Source organism: Hymenobacter sp. UYCo722 (assembly GCF_040547115.1).
Taxonomy (GTDB): Bacteria; Bacteroidota; Bacteroidia; order Cytophagales; family Hymenobacteraceae; genus Hymenobacter.
Genome location: NZ_JBEPPC010000009.1, coordinates 1 through 14,181, shown reverse-complemented (window position 1 = coordinate 14,181; position 14,181 = coordinate 1). Strand labels below are relative to the sequence as shown.

The window sequence follows — 14,181 nt, the reverse complement described above, 5'->3', positions numbered from 1 at the left end:
GGCTTTAGCTGTTAAGACAAGATTTCTTCCGACTTTTGCCGGCCCAATTCTTTGTAAGCCACCGGCCCGCCGTTTCTAACAGGGCCATTCACGTTGTCGATGTCTAGTTCCATTTCCGCCCTGCGGGCGTTGCTGGCGCAGCCCAAGCAGGTTGTCATCACTACCCACCACAAGCCCGACGCCGACGCGCTGGGCTCGTCGCTGGCCTGGGCCGGCTACCTCAAGCAAAAGGGCCATCACGTCACGGTCGTGACGCCGTCCGATTACCCCGCCTTCCTGAACTGGATGGAGGGCAACGACGAGGTGGTTATCTACGAAAAGCGCCAGAACGACCGGCAGGTGCGCGACCTCATCGCCCGCGCCGAGGTTATCTGCTGCCTCGACTTCAGCTGCCTGGGCCGCATCAACGAGCTGGGCGAGTACATCCGCCAGGCCAGCGCGACCAAGGTGCTCATCGACCACCACCAGCAGCCCGAGGACTTTGCCGACATCGTATTCTCGGTGCCCACGGCAGCGGCTACGGCCGAGCTGATTTTTGAGATTATCCGCGACCTGGGCGACCAGGACCTCATCACCAAGGGCATGGGCGAGGCCCTGTACGCGGGTATTATGACCGATACGGGCTCGTTCCGCCATCCCAGCACTTCGCGCAACGTGCACCTTATTATTGCCGAGCTGCTGAAGGTGCAGATTGATTTATCGTCGGTGCACCGCCGCATCTACGACTCGCACTCCGAAATTCGTTTGCGCTTTCTGGGCTTTATTTTGAAGGATAAGCTGGTGGTAAACCGCGAGTTCAACACGGCCTACATCGCCATCACGCAGGACGAACTGCGCCAGTACCAGAGCAAAACCGGCGACACCGAAGGCCTGGTGAACTACGCGCTCAGCATCGAAGGCATCGTGTTCGCGGCGGTATTTATCGACCGCGGCGTGGCCGTCAAAATTTCGTTCCGCTCGGTGGGCAGCTTCTCCGTCAGCGACTTCTCGCGCAAGCATTTCGACGGCGGGGGGCATCACAATGCCTCCGGTGGCATCAGCTACGAGCCCCTCGATGCAACCGTGGAGCGCTTTCTGGGCATCCTGCCCGAGTACAAGGAGCAGCTGACGGGCGTGCCCGCCGCCGTAGCGCCGCCGGTGGTGTAACTTTACACCGTTTCTGACCCTTCATCCCCTTTAATTATTTTCATGCGTTTTTCCTCCCGCTCTGCGCGGCAGCTGGCCCTGGCGGCTGGCGTGCTCAGTTTCGCTTCGCTCACGGCCTGCAACAAAGGCGGTGGCGACTTTGCCAAAACCAAGTCCGGCATCGAGTACAAAGTCTTTAAGAAAGTGGACGGCAAGTACGAGCGCCGCGAAATCGGCCCCGACGGCGACCCCACCTACAAGAACCGGGTGGGCAAGTTCCTGATGGGCTACACCGAATACCGCACCGGCAAGGACTCGGTGCTGCAAAACACCCGCACCGACATGGGCATGGCCGTGCCGATGCCCCTGCAGGAGCTGAAGCAGAAGGGCATGCCCGACGAGGCGCTTTCGCTGCTGCAGCCCGGCGACAGCGGCGTGTTCCGCTTCCAGGTCGATTCGCTCATCAAGCCGAAGTCGGGCCAGGCGGTACCGCCTTTCCTGAAGCGCGGCGGCCCGTTCGTGCAGATGTTTGTGTCGACCACGCCTAAGCTGGCCACGGCCGAGGAAGAAAAAGCGATGGAGCCCGAGCTGCAGAAGCGCTCGATGGCCGCCCAGATTAAGAAGCGCATGGCTTCGCCCGATTTCCAGAAGCAGGTAGCCGGTCAGCAGCAGGCGCTGAAGACCATGCTGGGCACCTCCAAGGTGGCCGAGCAAATGAAGAAAGATGATGCCCTGCTGCAGGAATACATCAAGAAAAACGGCCTGACGATGCAGAAAACGCCCCTGGGCGTGTACTACCAGGTGCTGAAGCCGGGCACGGGCGAAAAGCCCAAAACCGGCCAGGTGGTGAGCGTGAACTACAACGGCACGCTGCTGAGCGGCAAGCTGTTCGACTCGTCGGACAAGCAGGGCCATCCGATTGACTTTCCCATCGGCCTGGGCCAGGTAATTCCGGGCTGGGACGAAGGCATTGCCATGCTGAACCCCGGCAGCAAAGCCATTCTGCTGATTCCGTCGCCGCTGGCCTACGGTGAGCGTGGTGCGGGGGCCGACATTCCGGCCAACTCGCCCCTGCGCTTCGAAGTGGAGCTGGTAGCGGTTCAATAGTTCTTTTTATTTCTCCCGATTCCGGCCAACGGGTGGCACGGTGCCACGGCCCGGGCCCCTGCTGGCCGGAATTATGTTAGCTCTTGTCGACATGAATACTTCCCTGCTTCGGACGCGCCACTGGCTGCTGGCAGCCCTGCTACTGCTGGCTATTCCCACCATGTGGAGCTGCAACAGCAAAACCACCCTGCAAAAGCAGCTGAGCGAGCACCAGGACCAGCTCAAGCAAATCGACGATGATACGATTCAGAGCTACCTGCGGCGCAACAATCTGCTCGCCAAAGCGACCAAGACCAACTCGGGACTGTACGTAGTGAACCTAGTGGACGGGACCGGAACGACGGTGAAAGCCGGCGACCGGGTGCGCATGAAATACATCGGCAGGGTCCTGAGCAACGGGGCCCACCCGTCCTCGACGGGCTACCCCGCTTCGCCGGGCGACTCGCGCTTTCCGCAGGGAGTTATTTTTGACAACTCGGCAGACAAAAACACGCAGTGCGGCTGCGCGGTGTTTGTAGCTGGTACTGGCTTAGCACCAGGTTTTTACGAAGGACTGTTGCTGATGCGCGTGGGCGACCGCAAACTGCTGCTGCTGCCTTCGCGCCTGGGCTACGGGCCCAGTGGCTACACTGACCCAAACACCAGGCAGGTAATTGTTCCGAGCGATTCGGCGCTGCTGTTCGACGTGGAAATTCTCGGCATTCAGTAAATCGTTTTTCGCATGGCGACGAGGACCTCCGGCGAAGATTGGCTCCGCGCCTGGTTTTTGGGACTGGGGTTGCTAGCGCTGCCGGTTGGCAGCGCCCTGGCGCAAGCCGGGCCGGGCGCAACCTCGCCCCTGCCGCCGCTCGATACCCTGCAAACGCCCCCGCAGCGCACGCCCAACGGCGTGCGCTACGTGTTTCGGGCGCGTGGTACCGGGCCGCTGCCCCAGGCTGGCCAGCGCGTGAGTGCCCGCTACACCGGCTTCTTGCCCGACGGCCACATTTTTGACGCTTCCGAGGCCCAGGGTGGCCTGTTGAAATTTCGGGTGGGCCGGCACGAAGTCATTGCCGGGCTCGACGAGGTGATGCTCCTGCTGCCGGTGGGCTCACGCGTGCGGGTCTGGATTCCGGCCGCGCTGGGCTACGCCGCCAAGGGCGTACGCCACCCCGACGACGATGACCGTTTCCTGGTACCGCCCGGCACGCCGCTGGTCTTCGAGCTGGAGATTGTCGGTGTCCGCTAACGGACCCGGCTATTTATTCTGTTTTTCTATTCGCTATGCGACACTTTCTTTTGGGCGCGCTGGCCGCCTTGCTGGGCCTGGCCCGGCCCGCTCAGGCGCAGGACCAGCCTTTCGCCCGCCTACCTTCGGGTACCGAGTACCGCCTGTTTCGGGCCGATGCGACCGGCAAGTACCAGCCCCGCGCCCTGGCCCCTACCGATGCGCCCTACGCCAGCCGGGCCGGCCAGGTGCTCACCGTGTTCATGGAATTCCGCACCGGGCGCGACTCGGTGCTTATGAGCTCGCGCCGCATGCAGCCCACAGCTCAGCCCGTGGCCCTGCCGCCCCAAACTACGCCCGGTAGCCTCGAAGAGGCCCTGGGCCTGCTGCTACCCGGCGACAGCGCCGTGTTCCGCTTCCCGGCCGATACGGTATTCGCCAAAACCTTCCGCCAGCCCGTGCCGCCCTTCGTTAAGCGCGGCGGCAATACGCTCACGGTGCTGGCCAGCGCCCGCGAGCTGCTGACGATGGAGCAGATGCAGGCCCGCCAGCAACAGCTGCAGGCCGAAATGCAAAAGAAAGCCGTGCAGCTTTCGGCCGGCCAGCTGTTGAAGGACAATGCCCTCATCGGGGCTTACCTGAAGAAAAACCACGCTACCGCCAAAAAGACGGCCGGTGGCACCTACTACATCATCAAGAAAGCCGGTACCGGCCTGCCGCCCAAAAAGGGCCAGACGGTGCGCGTGCTCTACCGCGGCACGGTGCTCAGCACGGGCAAGGAGTTCGACTCGACAGCCAAGCGCAACAACGACCCGTTCAGCTTCACGCTGGGCGTGGGCCAGGTAATTCCGGGTTGGGACCAGGGCATTGCCATGCTCACCAAAGGCAGCAAAGCGGTGCTGCTCATCCCCTCGCCGCTGGCCTACGGGGCGCGTGGGGCAGGGGCCGACATTCCGCCGAACACCGTGCTACGCTTCGAAGTCGAGCTGCTCGATTTTAAATAGTTGGCGGTAGCGCAGTCACGCAAAAGTAAGCGTAGCCCAAAAGGCGGTCATGCTTATCTGGCGTCCGCTTAAGCATGACGTTCTAGAATCAATGCGCCTACTTCTGCGCGACTACTTATTCGTTGGCATTTGTCAGACTTTTATTGCCTGGCAACGAATAACTGCCAGCGAATCAATTCAGCACTTCCGATAAGATATCGAGGGAGCGAATCTCTCCCATTTGCTCCACGTGCAGCTGGTAGTAGCGGATGAGGACGTTCAGCAGCTCGTGGCGCACGCGGCCGTTGGGAATGGTGCTGCCAGCCGGGTCGCGCAGCAGCTCGTCGAAATAATGGTCGAATTCGCGCAGGCGCAGGGTAGCCGGGCCAGTGCTCCCGGAAACGGTAGCCGCGTGGCCGGCCATAATTACCTGGTCGGTCAGCTCGCCCCCCGAGCTGGTACCGAAACCTAGGTAATTAGCCAATTCCAGCAGAAAAACCAGGGCAAAATTCTCCGCGCCGTGAGGTTGGCGGTCGAATGCCAGTATGGAGTCGTGCAGAAACGCGAACAGCGGCTCGTTCTGCTCTTCCTCGCGCACAGCCCGGCCCACCACTTCCGACAGAAATAGCACCACACTGCTTTTCGCCACCTCGTAGGGCAGCGTCTGAAACGGCTCGGCGCAGCGAAACTCGGCGAGGCGGGTAAGGCCGCTGCTGCCGCGGGCCACGTAGGCCACCAGCTCCAGCAGCGTGAAGGGCTGAAACAGGGCAATGCGCCCGGGTGGCTTAGCCTTGCGCACGCTGTTCACCACGTAGGTTTGCACGCCCAGGCGCTCGGTATACACGCGGGCAATAATGCTGGTTTCCCGGTATTTGAGGTAGCTGAGGACGATGCCCCGCGTTTTAATTAGCATATCTTATTCCATATGAAGAGCCGGGCGATGTACGTGATGTGCAAGTTTACCCGGCCGTTGAAACACGGAGCCGGGTCCTTTTTCCTAGGTTCACTTCATCCGCATTCCCCACATCAGCACATTTTCAAATCATTTGCTCAGTACGGCTACTTTGCTCACGCAGCCATTTTTGCCGTCGGCATCGGTCGAGAGCACCAGGTAAATACCCGAGCGCACGCGCTGGCCGTCGGGCATCATCAGGTTCCAGGTCACGGCACCACCGGCGGCCGTGGTAGCGTACACGAGGTGGCCGGCCACGTCGGTAATTTTCACAATGGCGTTGTTGGCCAAACCAGTGATGCCCACCAGGCCCTGAAAATCGGGCCGCACGGGGTTAGGAAAGGCCGCCGCGCACTTCGGCGCGCCTTCGGTGATTGTGGAGCCGCCGCGGTAGGCCACCACGCCCGCGTCGGTGGCCACCCAGACTTCGCCGGTTTTGTCGTTCACCTTCACATCCACAATGCGGTCGGAGGGCAGCGGGCTGTTGGCGGTCGTAAAGTGCAGCAGGGCCTCGTCGGCATCGGGGCTGAAGAGCCACAGGCCGTGGTCGGTGCCAAACCACTTGCGGTCGCCTCCATCAATGGCAATAGCCCGTACTGCCTCCGTAAACAGGGCCGGGAAGCCAGAACCTTCGCCACGCTGCACGGTGGGAGCGTTAAACCCAAGGGTGGACTGAAAAGGCCCGCTGGGGTCGTTGAACACCGCCACCCCCTTAATAGTGGCAGCCCAGATGTAGCCCCGGCGGTCTTTGGCCAGTTCGTAAATCTGGTCATCGGGCAGGCCATTGGCTTTGGTGAAGAAGCGCGGTGGGCTAACGTTGTCGGGGTCGACCGCAAAAATGCCCAAAGCAGCCGAGCCCGCCCCGCCGCCCCGGTCCGACTTGCGCGCAACCGACACCCAGGCGTAACCGAAATTATCGAGTGCAATGCGGTCGAGCGCATCAAAGCCCGGCGTGGTGGGGATGACTTTCCAGGTGGTAGCAGCCGGGTCGAAAATCGACAGGCCGGAAATTCCCTCCCGCAGGTGGCGGTTCACCACCCACACCTTGCCTTCGGGCGTGGCCGCTACGTCGGTAATTTCAACGCGGTTGGCATCGCCAAACGTGCCCAGCAGCGGGTTAGCCATTGGTGTGTTCTGGCCGAAGCGCCGGAACTTGCCCGGCCCCTGCCATTCGAGCAGACCGCCGCCGTAGTTGGCTACGTACAAAGTTCCATCGGGCGTGCGGGTGCCGCGCACGGGGCTAGTGGGGTTAGGAAAATCAGTAGTGTTGGGGAAAGTGGTAGCGGTTATGTTGGTCCACTGTCCATTGGCATATTCGTAGAAGCCCGCCCGCGAAAAATTGGGCTGATAGCGCTCGGAATAGCCGCCCGTGAATACGTCCACGGTGCTGGTGCGGGCATCGGTGAGTAGGCTAAAAGCCAGGCTGCTTTCGGGGCCGTTGGCGAGGAAGGTTTCGGCCGGCTGCCCGGGCCGCAGCCGCTTCAGGCCCTGCTCGTAGTTGGCCAGAAAATAGCTGCCGTCGCGTGCGCGCACAGCGTCCTGAATCGAGGTACCGCGCGAGGGAGCCACCGCCACGCTCACGGCACCGGTTCGGTCGACCCGGCGTACGCCATAGTCGTCGTCAATTATCAGCACACCGATGCTACTGGCCCGCAGGTTACGAAACTGCGCCGTATACGTGTTGGCCACTCCCTGCCAAGTCCCGGCCCCAGCCGGATTGAACACGTAGAGCGAGCCCGAAAACATGGGCCCCACAGCCGCGTACACCTTGCCATCGTAAGCCGCTACGTAGTGGTACACCTGCTGCGTGGCACTCAGCGGCACGGGCAGGTACTGCGTCCAGCTGCGGTAGTCGAGCAGGTTGCTGGTCAGGGCGCCACGCAGCAGGCCAGCCGAAGTAGCCGCGTAGAGATAGCCGTTGGCCACGGCCGCGTCGTACACGTTCACAACGGTGCCGCCGGGCCCAATGTTGCTGTACGTATCGCTCACCTCCAGCTTATTGAGGTCGAGAACGACCAGCCCGAACGTAGTGGACAGATAGGCTTTGCCGGCCTCAACGGACAGCTTATTGATGGCCTTGCTGCCCTGTATCGACTTGCGTAGAATGTCGCTCAGGTTGCGCACGCGGCCTCCGGCCGTCAGCACGTCGATGTTGGTGTTGCGATAGGCAACTACAGTTTGGCGGGTGGTCGAGTCGTAGGCCACGGCCACGGCGGCCACGTCGCTCAGGCCATCGCGGCGCGAAAGCACCTGCGTGGTGCTCAGCTTCTGGTCGAAGAAATAAAAGGCGTTTTCAGCCACCACGTATATCCGGTCGCCGTCGTCGGCCAGGCGGGTGGGATGGCTGGAGGGCAAATGCAGCTGCCAGTCGCCGTAGCCGGCCGTGCCCTGGGCCTGCGCCGCTCCGGCCAGCAGCATCAACCCAACTACTCCCGCCAACCAACGAAAAAGGTGCAACATACGCGCAGCAAAAAAAAGGCAACGTGAAAGGAATACCGGCCCGCCAGCCGCCGGGGCCCAACGCCCGGCGGGGCCGTTTAGTGCGCGGCCTGGGCCGGCTCGGCCGCGGCTGGTGCCTTGGCCTGCATCCCTTCCAGGAAGCAGGGCCGGCAGCGGGCCTCGTACAAATCGGTTTCGCCGAGCAGCACCTGGCTGGCGCTGGCCGCAATGCGGTAGGAATAGGAGGCGATTTCGCCGCAGCATACGCACACGGCGTGCACTTTAGTCACGTATTCGGCCGTGGCCAGCAGCGCCGGCATGGGGCCGAAGGGCCGGCCGAGGTAGTCCATATCGAGGCCGGCCACGATGACGCGCGTGCCATTATTGGCCAGCTGCGCGCACACATCTACCAGCGAGTCATCAAAAAACTGCGCTTCGTCGATGCCCACCACGTCGGAGCCGGCCGCGAGCAGCAGGATTTCGGAGGCAACAGCCACCGGCGTCGAGCGAATGCGGGCGGCGTTGTGGCTCACCACGTCTTCAGCGTGGTAGCGGGTATCGAGGGCGGGCTTGAAGATTTCGACCCGCTGCCGGGCAATGCGGGCGCGGGTGAGGCGGCGAATCAACTCCTCGGTTTTACCCGAGAACATGGAGCCGCACACCACTTCAATCCAGCCCCGGCGCGGAGCGTTGTGCCGGTTGCCGACGCGGGGTTCAATAAACAAAATGCAGCGCGTTTGAGGTGGGTTGGAAACCTAAAGTTAGCAACGAACGGCCAAGCGAAAAGGGCTCCCCGCAACGAATGTTACCCCGTAAAAAAGCAAAGCGGCTGACTGGCTGGCTTCTCGGCTGCATTAGAGCGGGTCGAATTGCCGAGCTGCTAGCAATACCGCACGTGCGGCAGTTTGGTAGCTTCGGGCACGCGGCCGGTTACGTTGCCGGCCGGCAGCCGGGCCTGGCAGGTGAGGCGCTCGGTGGGTAGCAGGCGGCCGGCAGCCCGGTAGCGCTCCTCGGCGGCGGTGAGCGGGCCCAAGTGCTCGGCTCCGGTCAACACGCGCACGCGACAGGTAGTGCAGCGGCCTTTGGCCCCGCAGGCGTGCATCCAGTCGTGCCCGGCGGCTTGCAGGGCCGCCAGCAGCGTCGCATCAGCCGGCACCTCAACGGGGATGCCGGGCAAGTTTTCAATCGTTAGCAGGGGCATTTGTGCCTAACTTCGGCCACCGAAACCGGCCTTTTTATGAACGACAAATATAGCCTCGCCAAGTGCGCCCAATACGGCCGCCGCCTGGCCGCCCGGCTCTGCGACCAGCACTTTGGTACCCAACCCGATGCCACGCTCGACGGCCCGGCCGTGCTCAGGTTTACGCCCGTGCGCCAGCTCAACCTGCTGGTAGTGCGCCAGCTGCTGGGCCAGTGGCAGGCCGAAACCGCCCGCCTGCGCAGCCCCTACTTCAACTTCGAAACCGAGCCCGTGCAGCTAGCCCTCACGCAGTTCATGAACGTGCTCTCGCGCCACATTCGCCTCGGACGCGCCGCTTTCGAGCCCTTGCTGGCCCAGGCCGCTGCCGGTACGCTGGGCTTGGTGGCCGACCCACTGGGTAGCTTCCAGCGCCTGCTATCGGGCGCGGGCGAAATACCCACGCTGGCCAGCCTGCGCGATGCCCTGCGGTACATCGATGTCGACAAAGTTTTTTACCAGGGATTCTTCGACAGCCTTTCGGCCAACAATGCCCTGAGCCGCGATTTCCTCACGCACCGCTTCGAACTCTACCACGCGGCCAACTACCGCGCGCCTCAGTCCATGCAGCGGTTGGTCGAAGAGCTCAGCGCCCTGCTGCCCCTCACTACGGCCGACCTGCTGGAAGATGGCCCGGTATCGTCGCTGAACGCGCCTCCGACCGAACCAGCGCCGGCAACTACCCCCGCCGAACCAGTCGCGCAGCCGGCTTCCGTGGCTACACCTTCGTTCGTATCCATTCCGGCTCCAGTTCCCGCCGCCCCTCAAACGATTGTCCCAACTGCCGCGCCGGTAGCTGCTCCCGCCCCCATAGCCACCCCAGCTCGCCCGCTGCCCGATACCGACCTGACTGCGATTCCGCTTCACGAAAAGCTGAAGGCCGGCCAGCCCGCTGCGCCCGCTCTGGCCGATACATTCCGCTCCACGACTGCGTCCGCCACCTTGGCCGAGCGCGCCGGCCCCAAGGTGGAAACCCTGCGCGAAGCTATTTCCATCAACCAACGCTTCAGCTTCATCAACGAGCTGTTCAACGGGGAGAACATGGACTACCACGCCGCCATTCAGCACCTCGACTCGCTGCCCACCACCGAGCAGGCCCGCGCTTACGTCAGCGGCGACCTCTCGCAGCGCTACGACTGGAGCCGCAAGGAAGAACACGTCAACAAGCTGCTGAAGCTCATCGAGCGCAAGTTTGCCTAGTCTCGCGTCCATCGTGCCCTCATTTGGCCCGCGCCTGCGCCGCTGGCTGCTGCCGTGGCTGCTGGCCGTAGCGGCCCTGGCCAACCTGGCCTACCCGATGTACGTGCACTACGATTTCTCGCACTCGCTCGACACCCGCAGCTACCTGCGCATGGCCAGCGGGCGGTTCGATAGTGTTAATGTCACGCGGCGCTATCGCGTGCTGGTGCCAGGCGCGGCGGCAGCCGTGGCGGCCCCCATCGCCCGGGCGTATGCGCGCGTCTGGCCGCACCGGCCCGCGGGCCAATGGCCGTTGCGCTTCGCGTTTTACTTAGTGAATTGCCTGCTGTTGGGGGCTGCCGGGGCCTGCTGGTTCAATGCTGCCCGGCAGGCCGGTGCCGCTCCCACCGCCGCTGTGTTGGCCATGCTGGCCGTGCTCACCAGCCGCTGGGCTGAGTACGCCGCGGGCCTGCCCCTCACCGACAGTTTGTACCTACTCGTCTTCGGCTTGGGCTACTATGCCGTGCGGCGCGGCCCCGGCGGCGGCTGGGCAATAGTGCTGGCCCTGTTGCTCGGGCCGATAGCCAAAGAATCCTTTCTTTTTCTGGTACCCTGGCTGCTGTGGTTCGGGCGGCCGGCCCTGGCGTGGCCCCGGCAGCTTGGGGCGTTGGCGGGGGGGCTGTTTTTGTTTTTCATTGTTCATCAGCTAATTGATAGCCAGTTGGGCGTGCCGGCCAGTCAGTCCGTCAGCAATGCCCTCTCTCACTTCGATAACATTGCATACTCGTTGCGCCGGGCGGCTTCCCTCAAAGGCCTGGGCGAGCTACTTAGCATCTTTGGCTTGTTCACCCTCATCCCGCCGCTGGCGCTGGCATTCCAACGGCGCGCCTCAAGCCCGTCGCCGAACGTCTTCACAACCTTGGGCAGCCCTGAAATCGGCCTGATTGCCGTAGTTGGAGTGCACATGCTATTGTCCGGCGACCTGGGCCGCATGGGCTATCTGGTTGCCCCCGTCTTCTGCACCATGCTCGCCCTGGTCTTCACGCATTGGCGGCGCCTGCTGCAGGCGTAGTCGGCGCGCGTAGCCCCACCAGCGCCAGCGCCAACAACAGGGGCCAAACTGGCATCAGGAAACGGGCCGCCCCGAGCGGTCCCGTTAGTAGCGCCAGATACGCCAGCAAGCCTACGGCAATCCATCGTTCCGCCCGCCCGGCCCCCGCTTCCCGCCCAAGCCGCCGAAAGCCCCGCACGGCCAGCACCAGCCGGATAATATTAGCCAGTAGTATTACCAGCAAAGCCGTCAGCATTCCTAACGGCAGCCGCGTAATGGCGGGCCACAAGCCGCCCGCCCGCGCCTGCGCCAGCAACCCACCGCCCGCCAAAGGCGCTAAGTTCAGAAATTCACTTACATCGAAGCGGCCAGGGTCGAGGAAAAACGCGACCATCCCCAGCAGATGCTGCCGGGCGTATACCAACGGGTGGGCCAGCAACACCGCTCCCGCCTTCGTTTGAATAAATTGCTGCCGGGCAGCAAAATTTCCCTGCGCATTCGCGTCGCGCAGTACTTTGGCCACCCAGGCATCTTCAGCCGCCGGCCCTTCTACTTGCCGCACTACGCCCGCCGCGTTATAGTGCAGCAGATTAATTTCCGTAATGCTGGAAAAGTGAAAGTAGCCCGTGCGCTGCTGATTCCAAGCCATATATGCTCCCATCACTATTAATGGCAGCATCCCAACAACCGCCAACGACAACTGACGCTTTCGCCAACCAATTACCAGCCCGCCTACTGCCATACCCAGGGCCAGCATGCCACAAACCGGTTTAAGCAGGAGTGCCAGCGTCACCGCGCCCGCTATTCCCAGCCAGTAGCGGAATCGGCCCGTTCGATGGAATGCGAGGGCAGCTGCCAGCGCCACCAGCAAAAGGCTCTGCAACATCTCCTCGCTCATTACCGCATTAGCGTAAATCAGCTGCGCCGGAAATGTGAGCACTAATGCCACCGCCCCGACCCAATGTCTGAGGAAAGGCTGCGTTCGCCGTGCCCACCAACTCAGTACAACTCCCAAAGCCAGCAGGCTGAGGCCGTTTTGCACCAGCAACACCAGCCACGGATTAGTCGAAAAGCTCCCCAAAGCGACCAGTACCGCCGGATACGCTGGCGGGCGAATCGTAAATTCCTGTACTTCTGGACCGCGCGGACCGTCAGCGGGCCAGCTCCGGGCATATAATTGGCCGTGCGCTACCAAATTAGCGGCAGCCTGGCGATACCGTCCCGAGTCCGGAAAATTCCAACGGCCGCTGTGCAAGGCCCAGGTCAGTGCCAACACGTGCGCCAGCCCCAGCAGCACCCACACCCAGCCCGGTACCCGCGCGCGCTCCATTAGCGCACCAAATCCTGTTTGCGGTACGCATCCAAAGCCAGTAGGCTAAACAGCAAAATAGTAAACGACCACAGCGACGAACCTCCATAACTGAAAAATGGCAGCGGAATGCCTACCACCGGGGCCAGCCCCATCGTCATGCCCATATTCACTGTCATATGGAAGAATAGTACACTGGCCACGCAATAACCATACGTGCGCCCAAACACCGATTTCTGGCGCTCCGCCACATAAATAATACGCCAAAGCAACGTCATAAACAGCCCGATGACGACCAAGCTGCCCATCCAGCCAAACTCCTCCCCTACCGTGCAGAAAATGAAGTCAGTACTCTGCTCTGGCACGAAATCAAATTTCGTTTGCGTCCCCTGCAAAAAACCCTTCCCTACCAACCCACCCGAGCCAATCGCAATTTTACTCTGGGTTACGTTCCAACCCTTACCCAACGGGTCTGAAGAAGGATTAAGCAAAATTTCAATGCGCTGCCGCTGATGAGGCTGCAACACTTTGTTATAGAAAAAGTCGACGCCCACTACCATCCCAATCACGGCCAGCCACACCCCCAACGCTACCGGCAAATGGTGGCGCAATATGCGCCGGTTCAGCCCGAGTACCGCCAGCAGCAGCACCGTAAACGCAATTACGAGCCAGAGTTTTGGCACTAGCAAAGCCAACAACAGAATCACTCCAGCCGCTGCCAGCAACAGCAAAATCAGTGGCGACATGCCCTCACGAAAATAAGCCAGCAGCAGAGCCCCAAAAACCAGCGCCTGCCCCGACTCATTCGAAGCCACAATCAGAAGCGGTGGCAACAAAGTAATGCCTGCCAGCACCAACTGGTCACGCCAGTTCTGATTACGCAAATTGATGCTCGCCATAAACCGAGAAGCCGCCAATGCCGTCGTAAACTTGGCGAACTCAGCCGGTTGCAGCCGCACTGGCCCCAATTCCAACCACGACCGTGAGCCTGCAATTGGCCGCGCTACCACCATTGTCACCAGCAGCAACACTATCATCCCCGCATAAAGGCCATACGCCAAGGTGTCGTATGCCTTGTAGTCCACCACGAGCAGAACAACTATTAGCATCAATGCCGTCCCAATCCACAATAATTGCTTAAACCAGTTGAAGGCCATAAGCTTATCAAAGCTCATGCTACTCAACGGATTATTCGGTGCATCTGGCGAATAACTGGAAGCATAGATACAAACCCATCCCAATCCAACTAGCACTACGTACAGGAGTACTGTTATCCAATCAACGCTTCGGCTGTAACGCGCCGGTGAAACTTGCACTGCAGTTTAATTAGTAATAGACCTCAAAAATACGACCTATTATCCTTTGCTACTGAATGATTTTATGCTCTGTTGCGCAATTTCATTTTCTCATTTGCGAATTGCCATTTGGGGGCCTATTTACAAGCAAAAACCCTCTTGGCTGCTGGTGAAAGCATCCAAGAGGGTTTCCTGTTGTAAGGTTGGCGGCGACCGACTCTCCCACCGGTGAAGGCAGTACCATAGGCGCACCGGGGCTTAACGACTCTGTTCGGAATGGGAAGAGGTGAACACCCG

At 61.4% G+C, this 14,181-nt stretch carries 13 protein-coding genes and 1 rRNA gene; 7 read left to right on the top strand and 7 right to left on the bottom strand.

Annotated elements, in window-relative coordinates:
* The first annotated feature begins 99 nt into the window (after positions 1 to 99).
* The 5 genes from ABIB44_RS18075 to ABIB44_RS18055 all read left to right on the top strand — a co-directional run bounded on the left by ABIB44_RS18075 (position 100) and on the right by ABIB44_RS18055 (position 4,443).
* Positions 100 to 1,146, top strand: coding sequence for a DHH family phosphoesterase (locus tag ABIB44_RS18075; RefSeq protein ID WP_354586078.1), 1,047 nt, complete (start codon positions 100 to 102; stop codon positions 1,144 to 1,146).
* Between the two features lie 42 nt (positions 1,147 to 1,188).
* A complete protein-coding gene (locus tag ABIB44_RS18070; RefSeq protein WP_354586077.1) occupies positions 1,189 to 2,232 on the top strand; it encodes an FKBP-type peptidyl-prolyl cis-trans isomerase in 1,044 nt (347 codons plus the stop codon).
* A 91-nt stretch (positions 2,233 to 2,323) separates the two neighbouring features.
* Complete coding sequence (locus ABIB44_RS18065; protein ID WP_354586076.1) at positions 2,324 to 2,941, top strand: FKBP-type peptidyl-prolyl cis-trans isomerase; 618 nt, start codon at positions 2,324 to 2,326, stop codon at positions 2,939 to 2,941.
* A gap of 12 nt (positions 2,942 to 2,953) precedes the next feature.
* Positions 2,954 to 3,460, top strand: coding sequence for an FKBP-type peptidyl-prolyl cis-trans isomerase (locus ABIB44_RS18060; RefSeq protein ID WP_354586075.1), 507 nt, complete (start codon positions 2,954 to 2,956; stop codon positions 3,458 to 3,460).
* A 35-nt stretch (positions 3,461 to 3,495) separates the two neighbouring features.
* On the top strand, positions 3,496 to 4,443 hold the full coding sequence (locus tag ABIB44_RS18055) for an FKBP-type peptidyl-prolyl cis-trans isomerase (protein ID WP_354586074.1): 948 nt from the start codon (positions 3,496 to 3,498) through the stop codon (positions 4,441 to 4,443).
* Between the two features lie 172 nt (positions 4,444 to 4,615).
* Here the strand turns inward: ABIB44_RS18055 and recO are convergent, their stop codons facing one another.
* From recO to ABIB44_RS18035, 4 genes are all read right to left on the bottom strand, one after another.
* Positions 4,616 to 5,335, bottom strand: a complete 720-nt coding sequence (gene recO / locus ABIB44_RS18050; RefSeq protein ID WP_354586073.1) for a DNA repair protein RecO — start codon at positions 5,333 to 5,335, stop codon at positions 4,616 to 4,618.
* Between the two features lie 129 nt (positions 5,336 to 5,464).
* Positions 5,465 to 7,834 carry a type IX secretion system anionic LPS delivery protein PorZ gene (gene porZ / locus ABIB44_RS18045; protein ID WP_354586072.1) on the bottom strand — a complete coding sequence of 790 codons (2,370 nt, stop codon included), beginning with the start codon at positions 7,832 to 7,834 and terminating at the stop codon, positions 5,465 to 5,467.
* A gap of 77 nt (positions 7,835 to 7,911) precedes the next feature.
* Complete coding sequence (locus ABIB44_RS18040; RefSeq protein ID WP_354586071.1) at positions 7,912 to 8,538, bottom strand: thymidine kinase; 627 nt, start codon at positions 8,536 to 8,538, stop codon at positions 7,912 to 7,914.
* A 155-nt stretch (positions 8,539 to 8,693) separates the two neighbouring features.
* Complete coding sequence (locus tag ABIB44_RS18035; RefSeq protein ID WP_354586070.1) at positions 8,694 to 9,014, bottom strand: 2Fe-2S iron-sulfur cluster-binding protein; 321 nt, start codon at positions 9,012 to 9,014, stop codon at positions 8,694 to 8,696.
* Positions 9,015 to 9,050: 36 nt separating this feature from the next.
* On the opposite strand from ABIB44_RS18035, the gene ABIB44_RS18030 reads away from it, so the two are divergent.
* Together ABIB44_RS18030 and ABIB44_RS18025 are read left to right on the top strand one after the other, a co-directional pair.
* Complete coding sequence (locus ABIB44_RS18030; protein WP_354586069.1) at positions 9,051 to 10,250, top strand: DUF8457 domain-containing protein; 1,200 nt, start codon at positions 9,051 to 9,053, stop codon at positions 10,248 to 10,250.
* Positions 10,243 to 11,301, top strand: coding sequence for a hypothetical protein (locus ABIB44_RS18025; protein WP_354586068.1), 1,059 nt, complete (start codon positions 10,243 to 10,245; stop codon positions 11,299 to 11,301). Before ABIB44_RS18030 ends, ABIB44_RS18025 begins: the two co-directional genes overlap by 8 nt.
* Here ABIB44_RS18025 and ABIB44_RS18020 read toward each other — a convergent pair.
* The 3 genes from ABIB44_RS18020 to rrf form a co-directional block, all read right to left on the bottom strand.
* Positions 11,270 to 11,929: a hypothetical protein gene (locus tag ABIB44_RS18020; protein WP_354586067.1), complete on the bottom strand. Its 660-nt coding sequence runs from the start codon at positions 11,927 to 11,929 to the stop codon at positions 11,270 to 11,272. The two genes, ABIB44_RS18025 and ABIB44_RS18020, sit on opposite strands and share 32 nt — an antisense overlap.
* Before the next feature lie 680 nt (positions 11,930 to 12,609).
* The gene (gene rodA, locus ABIB44_RS18015; RefSeq protein WP_354586066.1) at positions 12,610 to 13,905 is read right to left on the bottom strand and encodes a rod shape-determining protein RodA; all 1,296 of its coding nucleotides are present in this window, start codon (positions 13,903 to 13,905) and stop codon (positions 12,610 to 12,612) included.
* Between the two features lie 180 nt (positions 13,906 to 14,085).
* Positions 14,086 to 14,181: ribosomal RNA gene (gene rrf / locus ABIB44_RS18010) — 5S ribosomal RNA — on the bottom strand; the annotation flags it as partial.

What these genes read in the sequence shown, in the direction of transcription:
- ABIB44_RS18060 (WP_354586075.1), top strand. Translation starts at nt 2,954, where the DNA reads ATGGCGACGAGGACCTCCGGCGAAGATTGGCTCCGCGCCTGGTTTTTG.
- ABIB44_RS18065 (WP_354586076.1), top strand. Translation starts at nt 2,324, where the DNA reads ATGAATACTTCCCTGCTTCGGACGCGCCACTGGCTGCTGGCAGCCCTG.
- ABIB44_RS18070 (WP_354586077.1), top strand. Translation starts at nt 1,189, where the DNA reads ATGCGTTTTTCCTCCCGCTCTGCGCGGCAGCTGGCCCTGGCGGCTGGC.
- recO (WP_354586073.1), bottom strand. Translation starts at nt 5,335, where the DNA reads ATGCTAATTAAAACGCGGGGCATCGTCCTCAGCTACCTCAAATACCGG.
- ABIB44_RS18020 (WP_354586067.1), bottom strand. Translation starts at nt 11,929, where the DNA reads ATGGCTTGGAATCAGCAGCGCACGGGCTACTTTCACTTTTCCAGCATT.
- ABIB44_RS18055 (WP_354586074.1), top strand. Translation starts at nt 3,496, where the DNA reads ATGCGACACTTTCTTTTGGGCGCGCTGGCCGCCTTGCTGGGCCTGGCC.
- ABIB44_RS18035 (WP_354586070.1), bottom strand. Translation starts at nt 9,014, where the DNA reads ATGCCCCTGCTAACGATTGAAAACTTGCCCGGCATCCCCGTTGAGGTG.
- porZ (WP_354586072.1), bottom strand. Translation starts at nt 7,834, where the DNA reads ATGTTGCACCTTTTTCGTTGGTTGGCGGGAGTAGTTGGGTTGATGCTG.
- ABIB44_RS18075 (WP_354586078.1), top strand. Translation starts at nt 100, where the DNA reads ATGTCTAGTTCCATTTCCGCCCTGCGGGCGTTGCTGGCGCAGCCCAAG.
- ABIB44_RS18030 (WP_354586069.1), top strand. Translation starts at nt 9,051, where the DNA reads ATGAACGACAAATATAGCCTCGCCAAGTGCGCCCAATACGGCCGCCGC.